Source organism: Actinomadura sp. 3N508 (assembly GCF_044326375.1).
Taxonomy (GTDB): domain Bacteria; phylum Actinomycetota; class Actinomycetes; order Streptosporangiales; family Streptosporangiaceae; genus Spirillospora.
This window is the reverse complement of sequence record NZ_JBIRAX010000004.1, coordinates 275,231-297,871: the sequence shown is the minus strand read 5'-3', so window position 1 is coordinate 297,871 and position 22,641 is coordinate 275,231. Positions and strand designations below refer to the sequence as shown.

Annotated in this window: 20 protein-coding genes; 10 read left to right on the top strand and 10 right to left on the bottom strand. The window is 72.4% G+C overall.

The genetic code is table 11. The annotated features are described in order from the left end of the window. The 8 genes from ACH34S_RS16795 to ACH34S_RS16760 all read right to left on the bottom strand — a co-directional run bounded on the left by ACH34S_RS16795 (position 1) and on the right by ACH34S_RS16760 (position 7,497). The gene (locus tag ACH34S_RS16795; protein WP_395953576.1) at positions 1-1,266 is read right to left on the bottom strand and encodes a flavin-dependent oxidoreductase; all 1,266 of its coding nucleotides are present in this window, start codon (positions 1,264-1,266) and stop codon (positions 1-3) included. Positions 1,267-1,280: 14 nt separating this feature from the next. Then, the gene (locus tag ACH34S_RS16790) at positions 1,281-2,081 is read right to left on the bottom strand and encodes an ABC transporter ATP-binding protein (RefSeq protein ID WP_395953575.1); all 801 of its coding nucleotides are present in this window, start codon (positions 2,079-2,081) and stop codon (positions 1,281-1,283) included. Positions 2,082-2,121: 40 nt separating this feature from the next. Beyond that, positions 2,122-2,913, bottom strand: a complete 792-nt coding sequence (locus tag ACH34S_RS16785; protein WP_395953574.1) for an ABC transporter permease — start codon at positions 2,911-2,913, stop codon at positions 2,122-2,124. Between the two features lie 50 nt (positions 2,914-2,963). After that, positions 2,964-3,740 carry an ABC transporter permease gene (locus ACH34S_RS16780; RefSeq protein ID WP_395953573.1) on the bottom strand — a complete coding sequence of 259 codons (777 nt, stop codon included), beginning with the start codon at positions 3,738-3,740 and terminating at the stop codon, positions 2,964-2,966. Next, positions 3,737-4,720: an ABC transporter substrate-binding protein gene (locus ACH34S_RS16775; RefSeq protein ID WP_395953572.1), complete on the bottom strand. Its 984-nt coding sequence runs from the start codon at positions 4,718-4,720 to the stop codon at positions 3,737-3,739. Before ACH34S_RS16775 ends, ACH34S_RS16780 begins: the two co-directional genes overlap by 4 nt. A gap of 110 nt (positions 4,721-4,830) precedes the next feature. Continuing rightward, positions 4,831-5,679, bottom strand: a complete 849-nt coding sequence (locus ACH34S_RS16770) for an ABC transporter permease (RefSeq protein ID WP_395953571.1) — start codon at positions 5,677-5,679, stop codon at positions 4,831-4,833. Next, a complete protein-coding gene (locus ACH34S_RS16765; RefSeq protein ID WP_395953570.1) occupies positions 5,676-6,488 on the bottom strand; it encodes an ABC transporter permease in 813 nt (270 codons plus the stop codon). Before ACH34S_RS16765 ends, ACH34S_RS16770 begins: the two co-directional genes overlap by 4 nt. A gap of 19 nt (positions 6,489-6,507) precedes the next feature. Continuing rightward, positions 6,508-7,497: an ABC transporter substrate-binding protein gene (locus ACH34S_RS16760; RefSeq protein WP_395953569.1), complete on the bottom strand. Its 990-nt coding sequence runs from the start codon at positions 7,495-7,497 to the stop codon at positions 6,508-6,510. A gap of 669 nt (positions 7,498-8,166) precedes the next feature. On the opposite strand from ACH34S_RS16760, the gene ACH34S_RS16755 reads away from it, so the two are divergent. The 5 genes from ACH34S_RS16755 (at position 8,167) to ACH34S_RS16735 (ending at position 13,991) form a co-directional block, all read left to right on the top strand. Then, positions 8,167-11,487, top strand: a complete 3,321-nt coding sequence (locus ACH34S_RS16755; protein WP_395953568.1) for a nitrate- and nitrite sensing domain-containing protein — start codon at positions 8,167-8,169, stop codon at positions 11,485-11,487. Then, entirely contained in the window at positions 11,484-11,936 is a 453-nt protein-coding gene (locus ACH34S_RS16750) for a roadblock/LC7 domain-containing protein (protein ID WP_131967349.1), read from the top strand. The genes ACH34S_RS16755 and ACH34S_RS16750 overlap by 4 nt, the downstream gene beginning before the upstream one ends. A gap of 27 nt (positions 11,937-11,963) precedes the next feature. Beyond that, positions 11,964-12,434 carry a DUF742 domain-containing protein gene (locus ACH34S_RS16745; RefSeq protein WP_395953567.1) on the top strand — a complete coding sequence of 157 codons (471 nt, stop codon included), beginning with the start codon at positions 11,964-11,966 and terminating at the stop codon, positions 12,432-12,434. A gap of 34 nt (positions 12,435-12,468) precedes the next feature. Then, positions 12,469-13,080, top strand: a complete 612-nt coding sequence (locus ACH34S_RS16740; RefSeq protein WP_395953972.1) for a GTP-binding protein — start codon at positions 12,469-12,471, stop codon at positions 13,078-13,080. 137 nt (positions 13,081-13,217) lie between these two features. Continuing rightward, the gene (locus ACH34S_RS16735) at positions 13,218-13,991 is read left to right on the top strand and encodes an SGNH/GDSL hydrolase family protein (RefSeq protein ID WP_395953971.1); all 774 of its coding nucleotides are present in this window, start codon (positions 13,218-13,220) and stop codon (positions 13,989-13,991) included. Between the two features lie 11 nt (positions 13,992-14,002). On the opposite strand, the gene ACH34S_RS16730 is transcribed toward ACH34S_RS16735, so the two are convergent. Beyond that, positions 14,003-14,338, bottom strand: a complete 336-nt coding sequence (locus ACH34S_RS16730; RefSeq protein WP_395953566.1) for an STAS domain-containing protein — start codon at positions 14,336-14,338, stop codon at positions 14,003-14,005. Positions 14,339-14,617: 279 nt separating this feature from the next. On the opposite strand from ACH34S_RS16730, the gene ACH34S_RS16725 reads away from it, so the two are divergent. Next, positions 14,618-18,247 (top strand): AAA family ATPase, encoded by a 3,630-nt coding sequence (locus ACH34S_RS16725; RefSeq protein WP_395953565.1) that lies wholly within the window; start codon positions 14,618-14,620, stop codon positions 18,245-18,247. On the opposite strand, the gene ACH34S_RS16720 is transcribed toward ACH34S_RS16725, so the two are convergent. Then, on the bottom strand, positions 18,244-20,184 hold the full coding sequence (locus ACH34S_RS16720; RefSeq protein WP_395953564.1) for an ABC transporter ATP-binding protein: 1,941 nt from the start codon (positions 20,182-20,184) through the stop codon (positions 18,244-18,246). The two genes, ACH34S_RS16725 and ACH34S_RS16720, sit on opposite strands and share 4 nt — an antisense overlap. Before the next feature lie 304 nt (positions 20,185-20,488). Here ACH34S_RS16720 and ACH34S_RS16715 point away from each other — a divergent pair, with 304 nt between their 5' ends. The 4 genes from ACH34S_RS16715 to ACH34S_RS16700 all read left to right on the top strand — a co-directional run bounded on the left by ACH34S_RS16715 (position 20,489) and on the right by ACH34S_RS16700 (position 22,612). Next, a complete protein-coding gene (locus ACH34S_RS16715) occupies positions 20,489-21,610 on the top strand; it encodes an LCP family protein (protein ID WP_395953563.1) in 1,122 nt (373 codons plus the stop codon). Between the two features lie 61 nt (positions 21,611-21,671). Further along, entirely contained in the window at positions 21,672-21,968 is a 297-nt protein-coding gene (locus tag ACH34S_RS16710; protein ID WP_395953562.1) for a hypothetical protein, read from the top strand. 110 nt (positions 21,969-22,078) lie between these two features. Beyond that, complete coding sequence (locus ACH34S_RS16705; protein ID WP_171064540.1) at positions 22,079-22,237, top strand: hypothetical protein; 159 nt, start codon at positions 22,079-22,081, stop codon at positions 22,235-22,237. A 216-nt stretch (positions 22,238-22,453) separates the two neighbouring features. Continuing rightward, a complete protein-coding gene (locus ACH34S_RS16700; RefSeq protein WP_165964182.1) occupies positions 22,454-22,612 on the top strand; it encodes a hypothetical protein in 159 nt (52 codons plus the stop codon). The last annotated feature ends 29 nt before the right edge of the window (positions 22,613-22,641 follow it).

The following is a 22,641-nucleotide window of genomic DNA, read 5'->3' as shown; positions in this document are numbered from 1 at the left end:
TCAGCCCTTCGGCGGCGAGTACGACGGCCGCGAGTTGAGGGTCTTGACATCGTCGAAGGACGTCCGGCGGTAGGCGCCCGTGATGGTCGCCAGCTCATCGGCGGTCAGGACGTCCTCGATGGCGTCGAAGCCGTGCGGCGCGCGCTCGCTGACGGTGTGCAGGATCCGGTCGGCGGGCATGTCGCGGCAGGCCAGCACGATCGCGTTGACCGTCTCCCGGCGCGCCCGGTCGTAGGCGAGCAGGCCCTCGGCGGGGTCGTCGGCGCGCGCCAGCTCGTGCGCCAGGACGCGCGCGTCCAGCACGGCCTGCGATCCTCCGTTGGAGCCGATCGGGTACATCGGATGGGCGGCGTCGCCGAGCAGCGTCACCCGGCCGGTCGTCCAGCGGTCGAGCGGGTCCCGGTCGACCATCGGGTACTCCAGGATCTCCGCGGAGCCCGCCAGCATCGCCGGGACGTCGAGCCAGTCGAACTTCCAGTCGGCGTAGTAGGGGAGGACGTCCTCCAGGCTGCCCTCGCGGTTCCAGTCGGCGGTGGTGTCGAGCCCCTCGCCGGCGACCTTCACCTCCGCGACCCAGTTCAGCAGGGCCCGCCCGCGGCGCTCGGCCGGCATGGAGATCGGGTAGACGACCATCTTCGCCGCGGTGTTGCTGCCCGCGACGGCCAGCGTCCGGCCGGTCAGGAACGGGTCGCCCTCGGTGATGCCGCGCCACATCCGGATGCCGTTCCACAGCGGCGGCGGCTCGTCCGGGTTGAGCTGCGCGCGGACGGCGGAGTGCAGCCCGTCCGCGCCGATCAGCACGTCGGCCTCGACCGTGCCGGTGGTCCCGGACGCCCGGTCGAGCACCCGCGCCCGTACCCGCGTCCCGTCCTGCTCGAACCCCTCGAAGAGCGTCCCGGCGCGGACGGCGTCCTTCCCGAGCCGCGCCAGCACGGCGTCGAGCAGCGCCATCTGCAGCTCGCCGCGATGGATCGAGTACTGCGGCCAGTCGTAACCGAGCGCGCGGCCCCGCGGCTCGCCCCAGATCCGGCCGCCGAACCGGTCGAAGTGCACCATCTCGCCGGTCGGGATGCCGAGCTCGGCCAGCTCCCCGCCGAGCCCCAGCTCCGTCAGCTCGCGCACGGCGTGCGGCAGCAGGTTGATCCCGACGCCGAGCGGCCGCAGCCGGGCGGAGGAGTCGACGACGAGCGTCTCCACACCGGCCTCGTGCAGGCTCAGCGCGCAGGTCAGCCCGCCGATCCCCGCCCCCACGATGAGTACGCGCATGGAAGGTGTTCCCCCTATTTCTCCGTCACGATGTCCGATCCGGAATCGGTGTCCTCGGGTGCCCGCGCGCCGCCGCGGACGAGCCGCCCGACCTCCGCCCGCAGCCGGACGAACTCGGGCAGCCCCCGCGTCTCGATCTGGTCGCGGGACGCGGGCAGCCCCACCTCCAGGTCCGCGTGGACGCGGGCGGGCGAGCGGTGCAGCACGACGACCCGGTCACCGACGTAGACGCTCTCGTCGATGTCATGGGTGACGAGCAGGATCGTCATCTTCTGCGTCCGGTGCACCTGGAGGAGGAGGTCCTCCAGGTCCTCGCGGGTCTGCGCGTCCACGGACCCGAACGGCTCGTCCATCAGCATCAGCGACGGCCGGTACGCCAGCGCCCGCGCGATCGACACGCGCTGCTGCATGCCGCCCGACAGCTGCCACGGGTACTTGCGGCCCGCGTCCGGCAGGCCGACCGACTCCAGGGCCTCCTGCGCCGCCGCCCGCCGCTCCTGGCGCGACTTTCCCCGCCTGCGCAGCGGCAGCGCCACGTTGTCGCGGACGCTCAGCCACGGGAACAGCGACCGGCTGTAGTCCTGGAAGACGACGGCGAGATCGTCGGGCACGCCGTCGATCGGCGCGCCGTCCAGCGTCAGCGTCCCGCCGGTCGGCCGGATCAGCCCGGCGATGCAGCGCAGCAGCGTGGACTTCCCGCAGCCGGACGGGCCGACGATGCTGACCAGCTGCCCGTCCGGGACGGTCAGGTCGATCCCGCCGAGGACCCCGTGGTCGCCGCCGTAGGAGTGCGTCAGGCCGGCTATCTGAAGCATGGCCCAGCCCTTTCTCTAGGACGCCTTTTCATTGCGAACGTCATGTGAGCCGCCGCGCTCCCGTGTGCCAGGCCAGCAGGCGGCGTTCCAGGAGCATGAAGAGCGTGTTGAACAGCAGGCCGAGGACGCCCAGCATCACGATCGCCGCCCACATCGGGTTCGCCTCGAACGCGCGCTGCGCGCCCACCAGCCGCGCCCCGATGCCGGCGGTGCTGCCGAACATCTCGGAGAAGACCATCAGGATCAGCGCGAACGACAGCGCCACCCGCAGCCCCGCGAAGATCTTCGGCGCCGCCGCCGGGAGGATGACGACCACGAGGCGGCGGACCCGCCCGATGCCGAACACGCGGGCCGTGTCGAGCTGCAGGGCGTCCACGGCGCGGACGCCGTCGCAGGTGTTGAGCAGCACGGGCCACACCACGCCGAACGCGATCGTCACCACCTGCATGGTCGCGCCGAGGTGGAACACGATGATGAAGAACGGCACCAGCGTCGGCGGCGGCACCGCCCGCAGGAACTCGAGGACCGGGTTCAGCAGGTCGTACAGGACGCGCGACCGTCCGGTCACCGTGCCCGCCACCACCCCGGCGACGCCCGCGGCGGCCCAGCCGATGAACAGATGGGCGAGGCTCGTGGAGAAGTCGTCGACGGCCTCGCCCGTGAGGAACGCGCGCGACGCGGGCCCGGAGAACCACAGCTCGTGCAGCGACGTCGCGATGGTCGTCGGCGGCGGGTAGTAGACGTCGTTCACCGCGCGCGTGACGAGCTCCCACACCACGACGACGGCCGCGACGAGCCACGCCCGCTCCGCGAACCCCCGCAGCGGCCTCATGCGGTGTCTTTGTGAGGGGACGACCCCCCACACCCCCCGGTTCGCTCCGCTCATGCGAGGCCCTCCACCCGTTCCTCGTGCCAGCGGAACGCGATCCGCTCCAGCCTCCGCAGGCCGGTGGCCACCAGCAGCCCGATGACCCCGCTCCAGACGGCGCCCGCGAGCAGCAGGTCCGTCCGGCCGCCCGCCGACTGGGTCTCGCTGAGATAGATCCCCAGGCCGTTGACCCCGCCCGCGTACAGCTCGGTGCTGATCACGACGATGAGGGCGACGGACGCGGCGATCCGGACGCCGGTCGCGATGAACGGCGCCGCGCTCGGCAGCGAGACGTGCCACAGCACCGCCGGCGTCCCGAACCCGAAGCTGCGCAGGCTGTCCTTCGCCATCGGGTCGACGTCGCGGAGCGCGTACAGGGTGTTGATGAGGATCGGCCACAGGCAGGCGTAGAAGATCAGCGACATCTTCATCCGGGCCGGCTCGGCGACCAGGATGATCACGAGCGGGATCAGCGCGACCGACGGGATCGGCCGCAGCAGCTCCACCAGCGCCCGCGCGGCGGTGCCGAGGAACGGGACCGAGCCGAGCAGCACCCCCAGCGGGACCGCGACCAGCACCGCCAGCGCGAGCCCGCCGGACCAGGCCCCGAGCGTCGCGCCGACGTCGACCAGGAACTCCCCGTCGGCGGCGAGCTTCGCGGCCTCCCAGAGGACGGTCGAGGCCGGCGGCAGGGCGGTGTCGTCGACGAGACCGGTGCGGCTCACGACCTCCATGACGGCCACCACCCCGGCGACGCCGGCGGCGCCGAGCGCGATGCGGCGATGGTTCATGAAGGCGTCGCGACGAAGTTCTTGACGTCGATGGGCTTGTCCACGTACCCGAACCGCTGCATCAGGTCGGACACGCGCTTCAGGTGGGCGGCGTCCAGCGTGGTCGGGTACACGCCGAAGCCCATGGCGGCGGCGACCTTCGCGTCGATGCCCTTGGCGTAGGTGGGCAGGATGTCCTGGACGACCTTGCGGTCGGCGCACATGCCCTGCGCCTTCACCACCGCGCGCTGGAAAGCCGCGACCGTCTTCGGGTTCTTCTCCACGAACTTCTCCGTCGCGGCGAACCCGGCGATCGGGAGGTTCGCGGTCTCGCCGCTGGACAGGTCGGCGACCATCCGGGCGCCCATCGTCTGCTGCATCTGGGTGCCGAACGGCTCGATCGCCATGACGCCCTCGACGCTCCGGGACTTCAGCGCGTGCTCCATCGCGGGCGGTGGCACCTCGACGAAGCTCTTGTCGTCGTCGAACTCGACGCCCTGGGCCCGGCCGGCGGAGCGGACCAGCAGCGTGCTGATGTTGCGCTTGGTGTTGACGGCGATCGTCTTCCCGGCCAGGTCCTTGATCGTCTTGTAGGGGGAGTCGCCGCGCACCATGACGACATGGGTCCTGGCCGCGCTGTTGAAGCCCTCGGCGATGATCTTCGGTTCGAAGCGCGGGTCCTTGACCCCGGCGGTGAACAGCGAGACGTAATTGGTGAAGCTGATGTCCAGCCGGCCGCTGCGCAGCAGCGGGATTCCGGCGGCGCCGCCCTGGATGACCTGCGTTTTGACCGTCAGCCCTTCGTCCTTGAACAGACCCTTGGAAAGGGCGAGCTGAACGGAGGCGGTGTCGGCGATGGTCATCGTGCCGAGCAGGATCTCGGACTTCTCCAGGCCGTTGGCCGAGGCGCCGTCCTCGCCGCCGCCGCAGGCGGTCGCGGCGAGGAGGACCGTGATGGCGACCGCCCCGGCAACGGCCGCGCGGCGGTGGGAAGCGGTCATCAGCAGTGCTCCAACCATTCGGGGGAAGCCCGTCAAGTGCTGATTTTCAATGAGCCGGGAGCGTAGCGCAATGCGTGCCCGGCCGGAATGAGACGCGAGGTTCATTCGCGTTATTCCGAATTGCGCGTCCCGGGCCGCCAGAAGAGGACGCGGCGCTCCACCGCCAGCAGAATCGTGTTGAACAGGTAGCCGAGCACGCCCAGCAGGACGATCACCGCCCAGATCGTGGGCACGTCGGACGTGCTCTGCGCGTTGGTCAGCTCGAACCCGAGCCCGTCGGACGTGCCCGGCAGCAGCTCGGAGAAGACCATCAGGATCAGCGACAGCGACAGCGCCAGCCGCAGCCCCGCGAAGATCTTCGGCAGCGCGGCCGGGACGATGACGAACCGGATCCGCTGGGCGGCGGAGAGCCGGAACGCGTGCGCGGTGTCCATCTGGACCGCGTCCACGGCGCGCACCCCGTCCGCCGTGTTGAGCAGGACGGGCCAGACGGCGCCGAACACGATCGACGTGACCTGCATCTGCGTGCCGAACTCCAGCAGCACGACGAACACCGGCACCATCGCGGGCGGCGGGATCACCCGCGCGAACCGCAGCAGCGGCTCCAGGTAGGCCAGCGCCCGCTCCGAGCGGCCGAGCGCGATGCCGAGGACGACACCCGCCACGACCGACAGCAGCAGCGCGAGGCCCATCCGGGCGAGGCTCGGCGCGATGGACTCGCCCGCCGCCGCGCTGAGGAACAGCCGGTCCGCCGGGCCGGAGAACCACAGGTCCCGCATCCGCGCCGCGATGTCGGACGGCGGCGGGAAGAACGGGCTCCGCGCGCCGCGCGCCGCCGCCTCCCAGCCCGCGATGAGGACCGCCAGCGGGAGCCAGCGGTGCAGCAGACCGCCCACGAGCCGTCCGGCCAGGCCCCGGCGGGGCACGGTGCGGGCGGCGGCGCGGGCGGTGGCCGTCATGACGCACCGCTCCGCTGCGCCCGGTGCCACCGGAACACCCGGTTCTCGGACCGCACCAGGACGGTGTCGATGACCAGCCCGATGCAGCCCGCCCACACGGTCCCGGCGAGGACGTCGCGCGTCCCCTCCGGGTCGTTGCCGGCCTGCGCGATGAACATGCCGAGGCCGTCGCCGAACCCGGACAGGATCTCGGTGCCGACGGCCAGGATGAGCGCGATCGACGCGGCCAGCCGCACCCCGGTCGCGATGAACGGCGCGGCGCTGGGCAGCGAGACCCGCAGCAGGACCTGCGCCCGGCCGAAGCCGAACGCGCGCAGCGTCTCCTTGGCCGTCGGGTCGACGTCGTGCAGCCCGTACATGGTGTTGAACAGGATCGGCCAGCTGGAGGCGTACACGATGAGCGGCACCTCCATCGCGAGGCCCGAGCCGAGCAGCAGCCCCGCCAGCGGGATGAGCGCCACCGACGGGATCGGCCGCAGGAACTCCACGATCGCCCGGACCGCGGTGTTCACCGCCGGGACGCTGCCGAGCAACAGCCCGAGCGGCACCGCGATCGCGATGGCGATGGCGAGGCCGAGCGCCCACGCGGTGAGCGTGACGCGGACGTTGAACAGGAACTGCTGGTCGCCGGCCAGCTCGACGGCGCGCGCGGTGATGCTGGACGCGGGCGGCAGGTAGGAGCGGTCGACGATGCCCGCCCTGCCGAGGATCTCGCTCGCCAGGAACAGGCCCGCGATACCGGCGGCGCCCCGCGCCCACCTCCCCGGACGGGAGAGGCCGCGGGGCCGCGTCGTCGTCGAGCCGGTCATCCTGTGCCCGCGCCCCCGGTTAGGACGGCGGCCGAGCCTGGAACAGCACCGGCTTCAGGTCGGTCTTCTGCTTGAGCATCCCGGCAACGGTCATCAGGTCCACGACGCGCTGCATGCGGTTGGTGGTCAGCGTGCTCGGGTAGCCCGGCAGCGTGATCACCGCGGCGACCCGCCCGTCGATCTTGGTGTAGCCGGGCAGGGCCTGCTCGACCGGCTCCCGGTCGGTGGTGGCCAGCTGCTGGGCGGCGAAGATCGCGCGCTGGAACGCCGCGGCCGTCTTCGGGTTCTTCTGCGTGAAGTCCCGCGTGGTGACGAAGCCGGAGATCGGCAGGTTCGTCACGGGCTCGGACCCGCCGTCGACGGCCACCCGGGCCCCGAGCTTCTTCTGGATGTCGGTCGTGAAGGGCTCGACGGCGTGGATCGCGTCGACCTGCCCCCGCTCCAGCGCCGACGCCATCTGCGAGAACGGCACCTGGACGTAGTCGACCTGGGCGGCGTTGACGTTGTTGGCCTTGAGGATCGCGTTCAGCGTCAGCGTCTGGACGTTGTTCAGCAGGTTGACCGCGACCTTCTTGCCCTCCAGGTCCCTGGGAGTCCTGATGTCGGAGCCGGGCATGACGAGGACGTCCATGAAGTGCGAGGTCAGCGAGGCGCCCTCGGCCAGGACGCTCAGCTTGATGGTGCCCTTGTCGTTGGCCTGCAGGAAGGACACGTAGTTCGCGCCCGCGATCGCGTTCACGTCGCCCTTGACGAGCGCGGGGATGGCCTGCGTGCTCTGCTGCACCGGCCTGATCTGGACCTTGAGGCCCTCGTCCTCGAAGAACCCGTGCTTCTGCGCGAGGTAGACGGCCACGTTGTCGGCCAGCGGGAGCGCCGCGACCGTCATGGTGTCCATCTCCAGCGGCCCCCCGCCACCCGATGAGGATCCGCCGGAGTCGCTGCAGCCCGAGACCGCGACGGCCAGGGCGACGGCGCTGAGCAGCGCCGTGAGACGCAGAGATTTCCGCATGGGCTCTCCTTAACCTGCGGGGAGTTCCGTGCGCAGGGCTTGGGGCTTAGGGTCGGGACGAGTGGGCCAGGGGAGCGACTCTGACCACCACCGCTGGCTGACCAGGTGTGCCCGGAGATTATCGCGGACCGGCGGCTTGAGTGGATTCGCTCCGAATTGCGTGACTTTCTTGTGTCCTCCACAAGCTACAGTTGTCGCTCATCGCCGAGCCGAATCGGAGAGTGACCGGTCATGCCCGTTCCGGGACGGCCGGGCGCCCGCCGGTCACCGGCTCGCCGGCCGGGTGATGAGGTGGACAACACGGTATTACCGTCCGCGCTGTTGTGATCACGGAACGTCCGTGTGCGAAGAGTGAGCATCCGTGCTCGATAAATCGGACATACGGGCACGAAGTCACAATCGCGTCATTGGTGCATATCGAGTGGCCTATGGTCCTTTGCGGCCTATCCGTGGATGTGCTGCAATGTCGTGCGCCGAGGGTGGAGGTGATGTCGCTTTAACCCTTTGCGCCGGTGAGGCCACGGAGCGTGCGACATCGTGTGGAGAGGGTGTTAACGGCGGATGCAACCTAGCGACGAAGGTCGCGACCGTCCTCGACCCGGCAACGTCGAGGTGCAGTCGGACCGTTCGAGACGTGCGGGCAGCAGACTGAGCCTGCGGAACTGGCGCGTGCCCCAGCGGCTCATCGTCCTGATCCTGGTTCCGACGGTCGCCGCCGTCGTCCTCGCCGGGACGCGCATCACCGACTCCGTGAGCGAGGCGGAGACCTACGGGCGCGTGGAACGCATGGCGGAGCTGGGCGCGAGCATCACGCAGTTCGTCACCGAGTTCGCCTCCGAGCGCGACCTCGCCGTCGACTTCGCGGCCGCCGGCCGGCCCGACCCCCTCCTGCCCGGCGTGCAGTCCTCCCAGTTCAGCACCGACTCCCAGCTGCAGCTGGTGCGCGACAGCGCGACCGCCATCGACGGGTCCGACGGCGCCGACGCCGTCCGCGGCGCCGACGCGGTGCTGAACCGCCTGGACGCCGTCAAGGCGCTGCGCTCCCTCGTCATCGGCGGCAGGGTGCCCGCCACCGTCATCCTGCAGAAGTACACCCAGGCCATCCAGGACCTCATCGCCGTCCTCGACAGCGTCGCCTCCAACGTCGTCGACACCCGCCTCCTCCAGACCACCCGCGCGCTCGGCGCGCTCGTCCGCGCAAAGGAAGCGGTCTCACGCGAGCGCGCTCTGCTCCTGCTCGCCGCCCGCAGCCGGGGCCTCCCGCCCGACCAGATGAGCGCCCTGAACGCCGCCCGCGCGCAGGAGGACAGCGAGCTCGCGACCTTCCGCAACTCGGTGACCCTGGAACAGACGCAGGTGTTCGAGGACTTCGTCGTCGGCGGCCAGGTCGACCTGGCCGCCGAGCTGCGGCAGCGGATCATCACCGCCATCGCCGCGTCCGGCGGGCGGCTGTCCACCAAGCTCGCCAACCCCGGCTCGGCCGAGGCGATCAAGAACGCCATGTCCGACATGATCAACAAGATGCGGCTGACGGAACTGGACCTGACCCAGGACATCCTGGACGTCAGCGCCGAGCGCCGGTCCGACGCCCGCACCTCCACGATCGTCGACTCGATCATCGTCGCGCTGCTGCTGGCCATCGTCCTGCTGATCACGATCGTGATGGCCCGGTCCCTGGTGCGGCCGCTGCACCGGCTGCAGGCCGGCGCGCTCGACGTGGCCAGCACCCGGCTGCCCGGCCTGGTCGACCGGCTGCGAGATCCGGAGGCCGCGGCCGGCGGCATCGAGGTGGAGCCGATCGACGTCGAGTCCACCGACGAGATCGGCCAGGTCGCGCGGGCCTTCGACGAGGTCCACCGGGAGGCGGTCCGGCTGGCCGCCGACGAGGCCGTCCTGCGCGGCAACATCAACGCGATGTTCGTCAACCTCTCCCGCCGCAGCCAGTCCCTGATCGAGCGGCAGCTGCGCCTGATCGAGACGCTGGAGCAGAGCGAGCGCGACGAGGAGCAGCTCGGCAACCTGTTCCGGCTGGACCACCTCGCCACCCGCATGCGCCGCAACTGCGAGAACCTCCTCGTCCTCGGCGGCCAGGAGCAGGTGCGCCGGTGGAACCGGCCCGTCCCGCTGATCGACGTCATCCGCGCCTCGCTGTCGGAGGTCGAGCAGTACGAGCGGGTCGCGCTGCGCGTGCAGGGCGACATGACGGTCGCCGGGCCCGTCGTCAACGACCTCGTCCACCTGCTGGCCGAGCTGGTCGAGAACGCGACGGTGTTCTCCTCCGAGCACACCAAGGTGACCGTGTCCGGGCAGCTGCTCAGCGGCGGCGGCGCCATGCTGCAGATCACCGACAACGGCGTCGGGATGTCGCCCGACGACCTGGAGCAGGCCAACTGGCGGCTCGCGAACCCGCCCGTCATCGACTTCTCCGCGGCCCGCCGCATGGGCCTGTTCGTGGTCGGCCGCCTCGCCGTCCGGCACGGCATCCGCGTCGAGCTGCGCGCCGCGCAGGGCGGCGGGCTCACCGCGTTCGTGGTGCTGCCCGACGCGGTGATCACGCCCGGCGAGGCCGGCGGGATCGGCAGCCGCGGCGGCGGCCTGCCCGCCCGCGAGAACGACGGCCAGGGCCAGCTCGCCGCGCTCACCACCGCGCCCGAGCCGCCCGCGCTCGGCAGCGGCGGCGCGTTCCGGCAGGACGGCCGCGGACCCGCCGAGCTGCCCGCCTCCCCGCTGTCCGGATCGACCGGCTCGCACCCGATGGTCGGCGGCACCGGGCCGCTGCGGCCCGTCCGCGGCGCCACCGGCCCCCAGCCCGCGATGAACGAGACCGGGCCGATCCCCACCGGCGGCTCCGGCCAATACCCCACGTTCCCCACCGGCGCGCAGCCCCAGGTCCCCTACGGCGAGCAGCCCGTCCCGCCCTACGGCGAGCAGGGCCCCGCCGACGACCAGCGGCCGCCGCGCAGGCCCGGCGAGCTGCCGGTCCGCATGCCGGGCGCGCAGCTCCCCAGGCGCCCGTCCGACGACGGGCCGAACGGCCTGTTCCAGCCGCGCAACGAGCGGCCGCAGAACGACCGCACGCAGGACGAGCGCTTCTCGAACGAGCGCCCGCAGAACGACCGGCCGCGGAACCAGCGGCCGGAGAACGAGCGCCCGCACGACACCGGCAACGGCGTCTACCGGCGGGAACCCTGGCAGACCGGGCCGCAGTCCGTCGTTCCCGAGGCCCAGCCGATGCTGCCGGAGGCCGGCTCGTCCCGTCCGATCCCCTGGGAGACCGGGCCGCTGGGGCAGATCTCCGGCGACCCGGGCCAGTCGCAGACAGACCCGTACGCCGACGCCTCGCAGCCAGAGGCCCGCTGGACGGAGCCCGCCACGCGCCACCCCGAGCGATCCACCCCGACACCGCCGCGCCCGTCCGAGGACGCCGTCCCGGAACTGGCCGCCGCGCAGCACGAACCGCCCCCGCAGCAGGCGCAGGCCGCGCCGCCACGGCTGCCGGAGCGCTCGCCGATCTTCGACGCGATGCAGTCGGAGTGGTTCCAGCGCAGGTCGGAGGGTGCGGGCGAGGACCCCGTGCGCGGCTGGGAGTCCCCGGCGGACGCGGGCTTCCGCGCCGCCGAGGCCGCCCGCGAGCCCGTCACGGCCTCCCGCACCAGTGTCGGGCTGCCCAAGCGGGTGCCCGGCAAGAACCGCGTGCCGGGAGCGGTCGGCCGCGCGACGGCCCCCGCCGGAACCGAGCAGATGCCCGCGGCGACCCAGGCCGGGCCGTTGCCGGGAGGCCCCGCGGACGGGCAGGCTGTGCAGGGCCGGCACGAACAGGGCCAGTCCGGACATGGCCAGCAGGGACAGGGCCAGGTGGCCGACGTCGTACGCAGCCGGTTCGCGAGTCTCCAGCGGGGCGTCCACCGGGGACGTCACGAGGTTCGCGGCGATGGCACGTCAGGTGAGGCGTCGCAACAGGGCGACGGCGAGACAGGAGGCACCCGGTGAGCGGGCAGGATCTCAACTGGTTGGTGACGAACTTCGCGGACCGTGTCGCGAAGGTCGCGCACGCCGTCGTGGTCTCCTCGGACGGATTGCCGATGGCGTACTCGTCGGGCTTCCCGCCCGAGCGGGCCGACCAGCTGTCGGCGATCGCCTCCGGGCTGATGAGCCTGACCCAGGGCGCGGCGAAGATCTTCGACGCGGGCGGGGTGAACCAGACCGTCGTCGAGATGGACCGCGGGCTGCTGTTCGTCATGTCCATCACGAACGGGTCGGTGTTCGCGGTGCTGGCCGCGCCCGACTGCGACCTCGGTCTCGTCGCGTACGAGATGACGCTGCTGGTGGAGCGGGTGGGCCGGGTGCTGACCCCCGCGCTGCGCGCCCAGGACCAGCAGCAGCCTCCGCATTCGGGGCCTTCGGTGACCGAGATGGGCGCCGGGCCCGCCCGGTTTTGATGTGACTGACTGACGGAGGTCGGCGACATGGATCGAGGCAGTCCCTACGGAGGGGGCCCCGGCGGGCCGGGGCGCTGGCCCGGCGAACCCGTCCGCGCCGAGGGTGGACGGGCCCCGGCGCAGGGACGGTCCCCCGAGGGACAGGAGGGCGACTCCAGCTCGCTGGTGCGCCCCTATGCGGTGACCGGGGGCCGGACGAAGCCGCGCTACGACCTGGCCATCGAGGCCCTGGTCACAGCGTCGCCCTACCCGCCGCGGGACGTGGCCGCGCTGACCCCGGAGTACCGGGCGATCATGGACCTGTGCCGGTCCGCCCGCTCGGTCGCGGAGGTCTCGGCCCTCCTGCGCCTGCCGCTCGGGGTCGCGCGCGTGCTCGTCGCCGACATGGCCGTCGAAGGACTGCTGCGGCTCCACCAGTCGCAGCCCGCCACCACCACCGGCGGACAGCCGGACCTCCGCCTGCTAGAAAGGGTGCTCAGTGGCCTTCGGAAGCTCTGACCAGGTCCCGGGGCCGCCCGGTGGGGAAGCCGAGCTGACCTCGGTCAAGATCGTCGTCGGCGGCGGCTTCGGCGTCGGCAAGACCACCTTCGTCGGTTCGGTCTCGGAGATCATGCCGCTCACCACCGAGGCGGTGATGACCGCGGCCAGCGCCGACGTGGACGACCTGTCGGCCGTGCCCGACAAGACGACCACCACGGTCGCGATGGACTTCGGCCGCGTGTCGCTCGACAGCGAGCTGATCCTGTACCTGTTCGGCACGCCCGGTCAGCACCGGTTCTGGTTCATGTGGGACGACCTCGTCCGCGGCGCGATCGGCGCCGTCGTGCTGGTCGACACCCGCCGGCTGGAGGACTGCTTCGCCGCCGTCGACTACTTCGAGGAGCTCGGGCTGCCGTTCGTCGTCGGCGTCAACGGGTTCCACGGCGAGTTCCAGTACGCCGTGGAGGACATCCGCGAGGCCCTGTCGATCAGCGCGCACGTGCCGATAGCGCAGTGCGACGCGCGCAGCCGCGAGTCCACCAAGCAGGTGCTGATCACGCTCGTCCAGCATGCGATGACGGTGCACGCCACCGCGCCCGCGGGCGCTGCGGCGCCGCCCGCCCGGCCGGGGGCGCCGGGCACCACGTCGCCCAGCTGGACCTGACGCGCGGCCGGGCCTTGGGGCGGGCCGGGCCTGACGTCGCGTTCCCCACATCCGGGTGGCCTACGGTCGCGTAGCCGGGATGCACGAGTGCATCATTCTTCTACGTGATCGACCGCGAATCGGTGATGGGGGTTGCGATGCGAGAAATGGAGCGGATCCGGACGTACGTGGCCATCGGCGACAGCTTCACCGAGGGCCTGAACGACCCCTACCCGGGCGAGGAGGACCGGTTCCGCGGCTGGGCGGACCGGCTCGCCGAGCACCTCGCCGAGCGCAGCCCTGGGTTGCGGTACGCGAACCTCGCGGTGCGGGGCAAGCTCGTCCGGCAGATCGTGGACGACCAGGTGCCGCGCGCCGTCGAGCTCGCGCCCGACCTCGTCACGTTCTGCGGCGGCGGGAACGACATGCTCCGTCCCGGCGCCGACCCGGACGCGCTCGCGGTCGTGTTCGACGACGCCGTCCGGCGGCTGCGCGCCACCGGCGCCCGCGTCGTCGTCTTCACCGGGTTCGACACCCGCGGGCTGCGCTCCGGCGCCCGCATCCGCGGCAAGGCCGCCACCTACAACATGCACCTGCGCGCCATCGCCGACCGGCGCGGCTGCACCGTCGTCGACCTGTGGCCGGTGCGCGTGTTCCACGACCCGCGCGCCTGGTACGAGGACCGGCTCCACCTGTCGCCCGAGGGCCACCGCCGGATGGCGCTGTTCGTCGCGGACGCCATCGGCGTCCCCGTCACCGGCGACTGGCGCGAGCCCTGGCCGCCGCTCGACCGCGCCGACTGGCTCACGATGCGCCGCGAGGACGTCCGCTGGGCACGCACGTACCTGCTGCCCTGGATCGGCCGCCGCGCCACCGGACGTTCCTCCGGCGACGGCCGCGAACCGAAGCGTCCCACTCCGCTCCCGCTTTGACTCCTCCTCGTTCAGGCGGGGTCGGGTTCGCCGAGGGCCTCGTCCAGGGTGTCCTTGACGGGGATGCGGCGGTGCAGGCCGGTGATCTCCAGCGCCCGCCGGACGATGGAGCGCGGCGCCGCGAGCACGAGGCTCCCGCCCGCCGCGGAGGTGGCCTTGTAGCAGGCGACGATGACCGAGAGGCCGCCGGAGTCCATGAACTCCAGGTCGGCGAGGTCGAGGACGAGGTCCTCGCCGTGCTCGCGGCGGGCGTCGTTCAGGTGCCTGCGCAGGTCGTCGGAGGAGGCGATGTCGAGCTCTCCGCGCAGCCGCACGACGGCGCGCCCGCCGTGTGGCCGAATGGTCACTTCCAATGGCGGCACGGGCGCTTCCCCTCCAGTCGATGCGCATCCGCCCGGCTCCGCCCGCGGATGCTTTCCGTCCGACAACTATTGCCGAGGACGGCCCCGCCTGCCAACCCGGCGCGCTACACCCGCCAACCCGCCGCGCTGAGGGGTGTGCGCGGTGGTGCCGGGCCGTAGGGTGCTGTCCGACGTCACCGTCCTCCAGCCCCCGCCCACCACCAATCAATCGACGAGCTCCGCTCGGCCCAGACCCCCACCCTCGTAGGAGTAAAGGACCCCCAGGTGAGTTCCCCCCGGTTGCCGGACCATCTCGAAGTGCTGCTCACCGAGGAGCCCGTCCTCGACGTTTACGCGTACGGGCCCTGGCGGGTGCCCGACGGCCTGTACGAGGAGCTGCGCGAACGCGCGCTCGAGTACAACCGCGACCCGCGGGCGGTGGTGCTGACCCGGCAGCTCAGCGACTTCTACGGGGACGACACCAGCGCCGCCGGGGCCGAGCAGTGGTCGCTGCTGACGTTCCTGCTCGGCGCGTCCGCGGTGCGCGGCGGGTCGTGCGGCGACGTGGACTACGAGCTGCTGTCGGCGTTCCTCGCGACGCCGGAGACGGCCGTCCGCGAGCCGACCGCGTGGTTCACCCAGGGCGGCCGGTGGCGGCCACCGGGCCTGTGGCTGCCGGAACCGGCCGGCAACGACCGGGAGCGGCGCGCGGTGATGTTCGATCTCGCGCGCGCGGGCCTGGACGTCTTCGAGGGCCTCGAACCGGTGGAGCGCCGCCGCCGGGCCCTGATGGACCTGTTCGACCGGCGGGCCGCCGACCCCGAGCTGCGCGAGACGGACATGACCGTCCCCAACGCGCGGCTGGACGACGTCTGGGCCGCGCAGCTCACCGACGAGGAACTGGCCGTCCTGCCCGAGCTGGCGGGGCCCGTCGGGTATCTCGGGTGGGTGTGCGCCGGGCTGGACGCCGCGCACGCGCACCTCGCCGGGACGATCTCCGACGCCGACGAGCCCGACGACGCGCTCGCCAAGCTGCTGCTGGCCGCCGAGGCGCAGGTCGTCCCGGCCGAGCTGGCGGTGGTGCTCGGCACGGCCCGCTACGAGAACGTGGAGGAGCGGCTCCGCGCGGCGCGCGAGGGGTTCTCCTCGGAGGCGTGGCAGCACGACGTCCGCTCGTGGCTGGCCCGCGGACTCGTCGCGGGGGAGGCCGACGCGGCCCGCGCCTGGCTGGACATGGCCGTCCGCGTCACCGGGGCGGTGCAGGGCCTGCCGGACGCGCCGGTGAGCCCGCGCTGCCGGGTGCCCGTCCGGCTGTTCCAGGCCGACCTGCGACGGCTGTTCACGATGCGCCGCGTCTTCAACCCGCTCGGCGAGGCGCTCGGCACCACCGGGACCCGGCGGGCGGACGGCGAGAGCGAGCAGGCGCGCGCCGAACGCGGCGAGGACCTCGCGGACGCGCTCGTCGGCCAGCCCGAGCTGTCCCGCGCGCTGCAGGACGCGGTGGCGGCGCGGCTGGCGGGCGAGCGCCCGGTCCGGCTGCTGATCGCCGGCCCGGAGGGCACCGGCAAGGGCACCGCGGCCGAGGCCGTCGAGCGGCGGCTCGCCGAGGCGGGCGCGGTCCGCGAGGCGCTGTGGATCTCCGACCAGGTGTTCGCGTCGCTCGGGGTGAGCGACGCCGTCCTGTGGCTGCAGACCCGCGTCCGCGACTGCCTCGACGCGCGGATGCTCCTCGTCGTGGACGACCTGGAGAAGCTCGCCGCGCACGAGCGGTGCGGCGCCGCCGCCGTGGAGGAGCTGCGGCGGCTCATGGCGCGCTCGCCGTCGCTGAACGTCGTCGCGCTGTGCCGCCCCGGCGGCGACCGGCGGCTGTTCGACGCCAACCCGGCGCTCGTCCGCGCGTTCGACGTGGCCCGCACCCGCGACTTCGGCGAGGACGACTTCGCCGAGCTGTTCGCCCTGGCCGTCACGCGGCGCGGGTCGCGCGTCGCCCGGGAGGTGGCCGCGACCGCCGGCGGCATGCTGCGCCGCACCCCGCCGCTGCGGAACCTGCGCGGCGCGCGGCTGGTGGAGCACATGGCGGGGGAGGCCGTCGCCGCCGCCGTCCGGCGCACCGCGAAGGACGCCGCCGAGACGGACGACGCCGAGAACCCGGAACCCGGCCCGCCGGAGATCACCGCGGCGGACCTGCCGCAGCGGATCATCCCCGGCGGTCCTTCTGACGCCGACCCGCTCGCCGAGCTCGCCGCCTGCGCGGGCATCGAGCCCGCCAAGCGGGAGGTGGACGCGCTGGTCGCCGAGGCCAAGGCCGCCCGCCTGCGCCGCGAGGCGGGGATGACCGCGCGGACGCGGCCCCGGCACCTGGTGTTCGCCGGGAACCCGGGCACCGGGAAGAGCAAGGTCGCGGGCATCCTCGGCCGCCTCTACGCCGATCTCGGGGTGCTGTCGTCCGGGCACCTGGTCGAGGTCGAGCGCGCCGACCTGCTCGGCGAGTACGCCAGCGAGAGCGTGCTGCGGGTCCGGCGGGCGGTCGAGCAGGCCCACGGCGGCGTGCTGGTCGTCCGCGACGCGCACGCGCTGGTGTCGGCCGCGACCGACGCGGCACGCGGGCGCGAGGTCCTGGACGTGCTGCTCACCGGCGTCCAGTCGCACAGCGAGGACCTCGTCGTCGTGCTGACCGGGCCGGAGGCGGAGCTGAACGGGCTGCTGAAGTCGCATCCCGACCTGGCCGCGTACTTCCCCCGCACCGTCCTGTTCCCCGACCTCACCGTGGCCGAGCTGGTCGACGTGTTCGCCGCCAAGGCCGCCGATGCCGGGTTCGAGCTGGCGCCAGGCGTCCTCGACCGGGTCCGCGAGCTGGTCGAGGGCGCGCCGCGCGAGCGCGGGTTCGGCAACGCCCGCGCCATGATCCACCTGCTGGACCGGGCGGTGGCGATGCAGGGCCGCCGCGTCCTCGCCGACGGCATCGTCGACGAGACCGAGTCGCTGGACGAGATCCTGCCGGAGGACGTCCCCGGCACGCTGAGCCGCAGCCGCGACGATGTCCCCGGCGATCCGCTCGCCGAGATCGAGCGGCTGATCGGCCTGGCCGACATCAAGCGCGAGGTGGCCGGGCTGGTCGCCGAGGTGCGCGCCGACCAGCTGCGCCGGGACGCGAAGCTCGCCCCGGCGTCGCCGTCCCGGCACATGGTGTTCACCGGCAACCCCGGCACGGCCAAGACGACGATCGCGCGGCTGATCGCCGCCGTGTACGCGCGGCTCGGGCTGCTGTCGTCCGGGCACCTGGTGGAGGTCACCCGCGCCGACCTCGTCGCCGAGTTCATCGGGCAGACCGCGCCGCGGGTGCGGGGCGCGGTCGAGCGCGCCCTCGGCGGCGTCCTGTTCGTGGACGAGGCGTACGCGCTGACGTCGGCGAGCGGCGACCGCCGCGACTTCGGCCACGAGGCCGTCGCCGAGCTGCTGCGGCTGATGGAGGAGCACCGCGGCGACCTGGTCGTCATCGTCGCGGGCTACGAGGCGGAGATGGAGCGGTTCCTGGACGCCAACCCCGGGCTGAAGTCCCGGTTCCCGAAGGTGCTGCGCTTCCCCGACTACTCCGCCGACGAGCTCGTCACGATCTTCGAGTTCATGGCGGCGGAGGCGGGGTTCGCGCTCGCGCCCGGCATCCTGGACGGCCTGCGCCGCATCGTCGCCGCCTACCCGCGGGACGCCTCGTTCGGCAACGCGCGGCTCGTCCGGAACCTGCTGGAGGCGGCGATCTCCCGGCAGGCGCAGCGCATCACCGCCACCGACGACGAGACGCCCGCCGGGATCGAGCCCGCCGAGGTCGGGCTGCTGCGTCCCGAGGACCTGCCGGACGCCCCGCCGCCCGAGCCGGGCATCGGCTTCGGGCGCAACCGCTTCGGCCCCTACATCTAGCCGGTGGCCCGGGGGTCCGCGGCCGCCTGCGGATCCCCGGCCTCGGCCCCGTAGGCGGCGGCCTGCAGGGAGTACAGGTCGGCGTAGAGGCCGCCGCGGGCCATCAGCGTCGCGTGGTCGCCCTCCTGGATGACCCGGCCGTTCTCCAGGACGTAGATCCGGTCGGCGTAGCGGACGCTCGCGAGCCGGTGCGTGATCAGCAGGACGGTCCGTCCGTCGGCGTGCGTGCGGATCCGCTCGAACAGGTTGTGCTCGGCCCGCGCGTCCAGGGCGGCGGTGGGCTCGTCGCAGATCAGCAGCGGCGCGTCCCGGAAGAAGCCGCGGGCGACGGCGAGCCGCTGCCACTGCCCGCCCGACAGCTCCGCGCCGCCCTTGAACCGGCGGTCCAGCAGCGTGTCGTAGCCGCGGGCGAGCCCCTCGACGACCTCGTCGGCGCCGGAGGCGCGGGCCGCGGCGAGCATCGACGGGTCCTCGCCGTCACCGTTGGCACCGGCACCGGCACCGGCACCGTCCTCGCCGTGGCCCATCGTGACGTTCTGCCGGGCGGTCATCGGCCAGTGGGTGTACTCCTGCGCGATGACGGCGACGCGCTCCCACACGTCCGCCGGCGCCACCGTCGTCAGCGGCACGTCGTCCCACCGGACCAGCCCCGCGTCCGGGTCGTACAGCCCGGCCATGATCTTGGCGAGGGTGGTCTTGCCGGAGCCGTTCTCGCCGACGAGCGCCACCACCTCGCCCTTGCGGACGTGCAGCGAGACGCCGCGGAGGGACGGCTCGTCCGCGCCCGGGTAGGTGAACGCGACGTCCTCGACGGCGATGTCCGCGAAGTCGTCCGGGAGCCGCCCGCGCTTGTCCAGCCGGGCGGGCGGCAGCGCGCGCGGCGGGATCCGCCCCTCGGCCGCTGCGCAGAAGCTCACGTAGTCGCCGAAGTAGAGGCCTTCCTCGTAGCAGCGGTTGACGGCGAACACGAGGTTGGCCAGGGACGTCTGGCCGGTCCGGATGGCCAGCACTGCCGTGCCCGCCACCGCCAGCGGAACCGCGCCCTTCCACAGCATCACGCCCAGCGCGATGTAGACGAGCGCCGTCGCGACGCCTTTCAGCAGGTCGCCGGTGATCTTCACGATCGTCTGGCGGCGCGCCACGTCCAGCTCGACGTGCCGCTGGTAGGACGCGGCCCGGTCGTACTGGCCCAGCAGGAACGCGCGCATCGTGAACGAGCGCACCTCGGCGGCGTGCCGCCGGTCGACCATCAGGTCGGACAGGATCCATTTGCGGCGCGTCACCCCGACCAGCGAGAGCAGCATCAGGTACCGCATCCGCGCGCTGCGGACCGACGCCCATCCCTCCGGCACGGCCGTGAGCAGGAGCAGCGGGAGCAGCAGCGGGTGCAGCACGCCGAGCGTCCCGGCCGCCGCGATCATGCCGACGGCGGCGGTGAGGACGTCCACCGCGTGCTGGACGACCATCGGCGCCGCCATCAGCCCGCGGCCCTGGGCGCGCTTGAGGTCGTCCAGGAAGTCGGAGTCGTCCAGCGCGGTCAGGTCGACGGCGGTCGTCGCCTCGTACAGGCGCAGCTCGACCAGCCGCTCGACCTGCGGGTCCAGCCGTGCCTGCGCCCATCCGGCGCCCGCCTGCAGCGCGGCCCGCATCGCCACCGCGCCCGCGACCAGCGCCAGCGAGGGCAGCGCGTCGCGGACGCGCGCCGGCGTCGGCGCCTCGCTGAACAGCGCGGTGAGCACGCCGGTCGTGGCCAGCAGCCAGAACGCGGTGAAGAACCCGGCGGCGAGGTTGAGGCCGACCGTCACGATCGTGTCGGTGCGGCTCGCCCGCCAGGCCAGCCGCGACGCCTGGGCGATCACCGCGGGGAGCCGCCGCGCGATCGTGCGCATGCCCGTTTCGGTGAGTTCCTTGTCCCGCGCGTGCCAGTTGAGAATCACCTCGGGGAGGCCGGGATCGGGCGGCGGCTCCCGGCGACGGCGGCGCGGGACCGCCCCTCTAAGTCGGAAACGTCGTGGTAAACGCCGTCGTGTGCCCATGCGTGGCCCTTCGCCCGTCCTGTACGCCAGGGGCAGTGTGCTTCCTGAGAGGGACGGTGTCCGCCGCGAATGTCACATAGCGTGGTTATTTGGAGTAGTCGAGAATCATGCGGTGGAGGGACGCCTCCGACCCCCTAGGGTGTCTAAGGTTCACGCCAGGAGCCACGACCGGCCACCAGGCCGGACACGCAAGGAGGACGACCGCGTGGGGCGCAGCAGGGACCACTCCGCACGTTCGGAGCACCATCACGCCGCCTACGGGCGGGAGACGTACGGCGACCCCTACGACGACCCGTACGCGGGAGACCAGCTCGGCGGGCGCAGGTACGACGACGACGGCCCCTACGGCGGGCCTCCGCTCAGGCCGCGCCGACGGCGGCGCCGCTGGCCGCGCGTCCTGGGCGTCCTCTCGGTCGTGCTGATCATGATCATGGTGGGCGGGTACCTCTACCTCGACTCGCGGCTGAAGCGCGAGAGCGTCCTCGTCGACTATCCCGGCCGGGTCGCCGACACGCCTGGGACGAACTGGCTGATCGTCGGCTCCGACAGCCGCGAGGGGCTGTCCAAGGCCGACCAGAAGCGCCTCAAGACCGGCTTCTCGGGCGGCCGCCGCACCGACTCGATGATGCTGCTGCACTACGGCTCCGGCGGGACGTCGCTGATCAGCCTCCCGCGCGACTCCTACGTCCCGATCCCGGGCCGGGGGTCGAACAAGCTCAACGCGGCGTTCGCGTTCGGCGGCCCCAAGCTGCTCGTGCAGACCGTGGAGAAGGCCACCGGCATCCGCATCGACCACTACGCCGAGATCGGCTTCAACGGCTTCGTCGGCGTGGTCGACGCCGTCGGCGGCGTCGACATCTGCGTCAAGGACGACGTCGAGGACCCCAAGGCGGGCCTCGACCTCAAGGCCGGCTGCCAGACGCTCGACGGCGGGCAGGCGCTCGGCTACGTCCGCACCCGCGCCTACGCTCGCGCCGACCTCGAGCGGGTCGAGAAGCAGCGGGAGTTCTTCGGCGCGCTGATGAAGAAGTCGACCAGCTGGGGGACGATCCTCAACCCGTTCCGGAGCATCCCGCTGGCGACGAACGCCACCAGCAACTTCCTGGTCGACGACGGTGACCACCTGCACCATCTCGTCCGCATGATGTGGGCGATGAAGGGCGTCAGCGGCAAGGACGGCGTGACCACCACGGTCCCGATCGGCGGCGGCGGCAGCTCGGCGAGCGCCGGGTCCTACATCACCTGGGACAAGGCCAAGGCGTCCAGGCTCTTCGAGGCCCTCCAGCAGGACCAGGAGATCCCGAAGGACGTCATCACGAAGACGTGACCGGGATTGGCGCGCGGCCGCCCGGGGGATTGGCGCGCGCCCGCCTGGTTAGAGTCGGGTCATGCCGGATGTGACGCCGGACGGCGCCGCCAGCCTGGACGAGCTGCCGTCCAAGGAGCTGTACGAGCGTGCGATGAGCCTCGCGAAGGAGCGCCGCGACGTCGGCTTCCTGTGGGAGCTGCTGCGCGCGATCCCCGCCGCCGCGGCGGCCACGGGGGAGGTCGACCGCGCCGAGTTCGACCTGTTCCACGGCCTGTCGCTGCTGGAGGAGTTCACGCACGCGGGGGAGGGCGAGCTGGCGGACGCGCTCCGTCCCCTCTACATCGAGTACCTCACCGCCCACGCCGGGGAGACCTGAGCGTCTCATGGCCAAGGAGACCTGACCGTCTCATGGACCGCCCTTGATCGTCGTTCGGGGCCGCTCGGGCATCACCCTCCGTAGGCTATTGATGGCGGAGGGTGGTTGAAATGAACAAGAAGCATATGAAGATCGTCGCTATCGCCTTCACGGCGTGGTACGTGATCAGCAGACCCGAGGGGGCGGCGACCCTCGTCAACAACGCGCTGAGCGGGCTCGGCACGGCCGCCGAGTCGTTGTCGCAGTTCATGAGCGCGATCCCCAGCTGACGGACCCCGCCAGGGTCCGCCGTGGGGGCGTCCCGCCGCACCCCCCGGTACCGGCCGCTGGAGCCCCGTGCCCGCGATGGCACGGGGCTTCTTCGCGCGCGGGCAGCAAGCCGTGGCCTCGCGTCAAGTAAAATCGCGCTTTGCGGGCAGACGCGCCTGGGCACAATGTGATCGGGTCAGTTGTGTCGTTGCGCTACAACCAGGGACGGCGTACGGATGTTGAAGAAGAACGCGCGCTATATTGCCATCGCCTTCGTTGTCTTCTACTTGCTGAGCTCCCCCACGGACGCGGCGGCAGTGGTCAACAACGCCTTCAGCCAGCTGGGCAACGCGGGCAACCAGCTCGCCGCCTTCGTGAACGCCTTGGGCACCTAGCCCGGCGCAAGGCGCACACACTCGCGTAG

What these genes read in the sequence shown, in the direction of transcription:
- ACH34S_RS16795 (WP_395953576.1), bottom strand. Translation starts at nt 1,266, where the DNA reads ATGCGCGTACTCATCGTGGGGGCGGGGATCGGCGGGCTGACCTGCGCG.
- ACH34S_RS16790 (WP_395953575.1), bottom strand. Translation starts at nt 2,081, where the DNA reads ATGCTTCAGATAGCCGGCCTGACGCACTCCTACGGCGGCGACCACGGG.
- ACH34S_RS16785 (WP_395953574.1), bottom strand. Translation starts at nt 2,913, where the DNA reads ATGAGGCCGCTGCGGGGGTTCGCGGAGCGGGCGTGGCTCGTCGCGGCC.
- ACH34S_RS16780 (WP_395953573.1), bottom strand. Translation starts at nt 3,740, where the DNA reads ATGAACCATCGCCGCATCGCGCTCGGCGCCGCCGGCGTCGCCGGGGTG.
- ACH34S_RS16775 (WP_395953572.1), bottom strand. Translation starts at nt 4,720, where the DNA reads ATGACCGCTTCCCACCGCCGCGCGGCCGTTGCCGGGGCGGTCGCCATC.
- ACH34S_RS16770 (WP_395953571.1), bottom strand. Translation starts at nt 5,679, where the DNA reads ATGACGGCCACCGCCCGCGCCGCCGCCCGCACCGTGCCCCGCCGGGGC.
- ACH34S_RS16765 (WP_395953570.1), bottom strand. Translation starts at nt 6,488, where the DNA reads ATGACCGGCTCGACGACGACGCGGCCCCGCGGCCTCTCCCGTCCGGGG.
- ACH34S_RS16760 (WP_395953569.1), bottom strand. Translation starts at nt 7,497, where the DNA reads ATGCGGAAATCTCTGCGTCTCACGGCGCTGCTCAGCGCCGTCGCCCTG.
- ACH34S_RS16745 (WP_395953567.1), top strand. Translation starts at nt 11,964, where the DNA reads ATGGATCGAGGCAGTCCCTACGGAGGGGGCCCCGGCGGGCCGGGGCGC.
- ACH34S_RS16735 (WP_395953971.1), top strand. Translation starts at nt 13,218, where the DNA reads ATGCGAGAAATGGAGCGGATCCGGACGTACGTGGCCATCGGCGACAGC.
- ACH34S_RS16710 (WP_395953562.1), top strand. Translation starts at nt 21,672, where the DNA reads ATGCCGGATGTGACGCCGGACGGCGCCGCCAGCCTGGACGAGCTGCCG.
- ACH34S_RS16705 (WP_171064540.1), top strand. Translation starts at nt 22,079, where the DNA reads ATGAACAAGAAGCATATGAAGATCGTCGCTATCGCCTTCACGGCGTGG.
- ACH34S_RS16700 (WP_165964182.1), top strand. Translation starts at nt 22,454, where the DNA reads ATGTTGAAGAAGAACGCGCGCTATATTGCCATCGCCTTCGTTGTCTTC.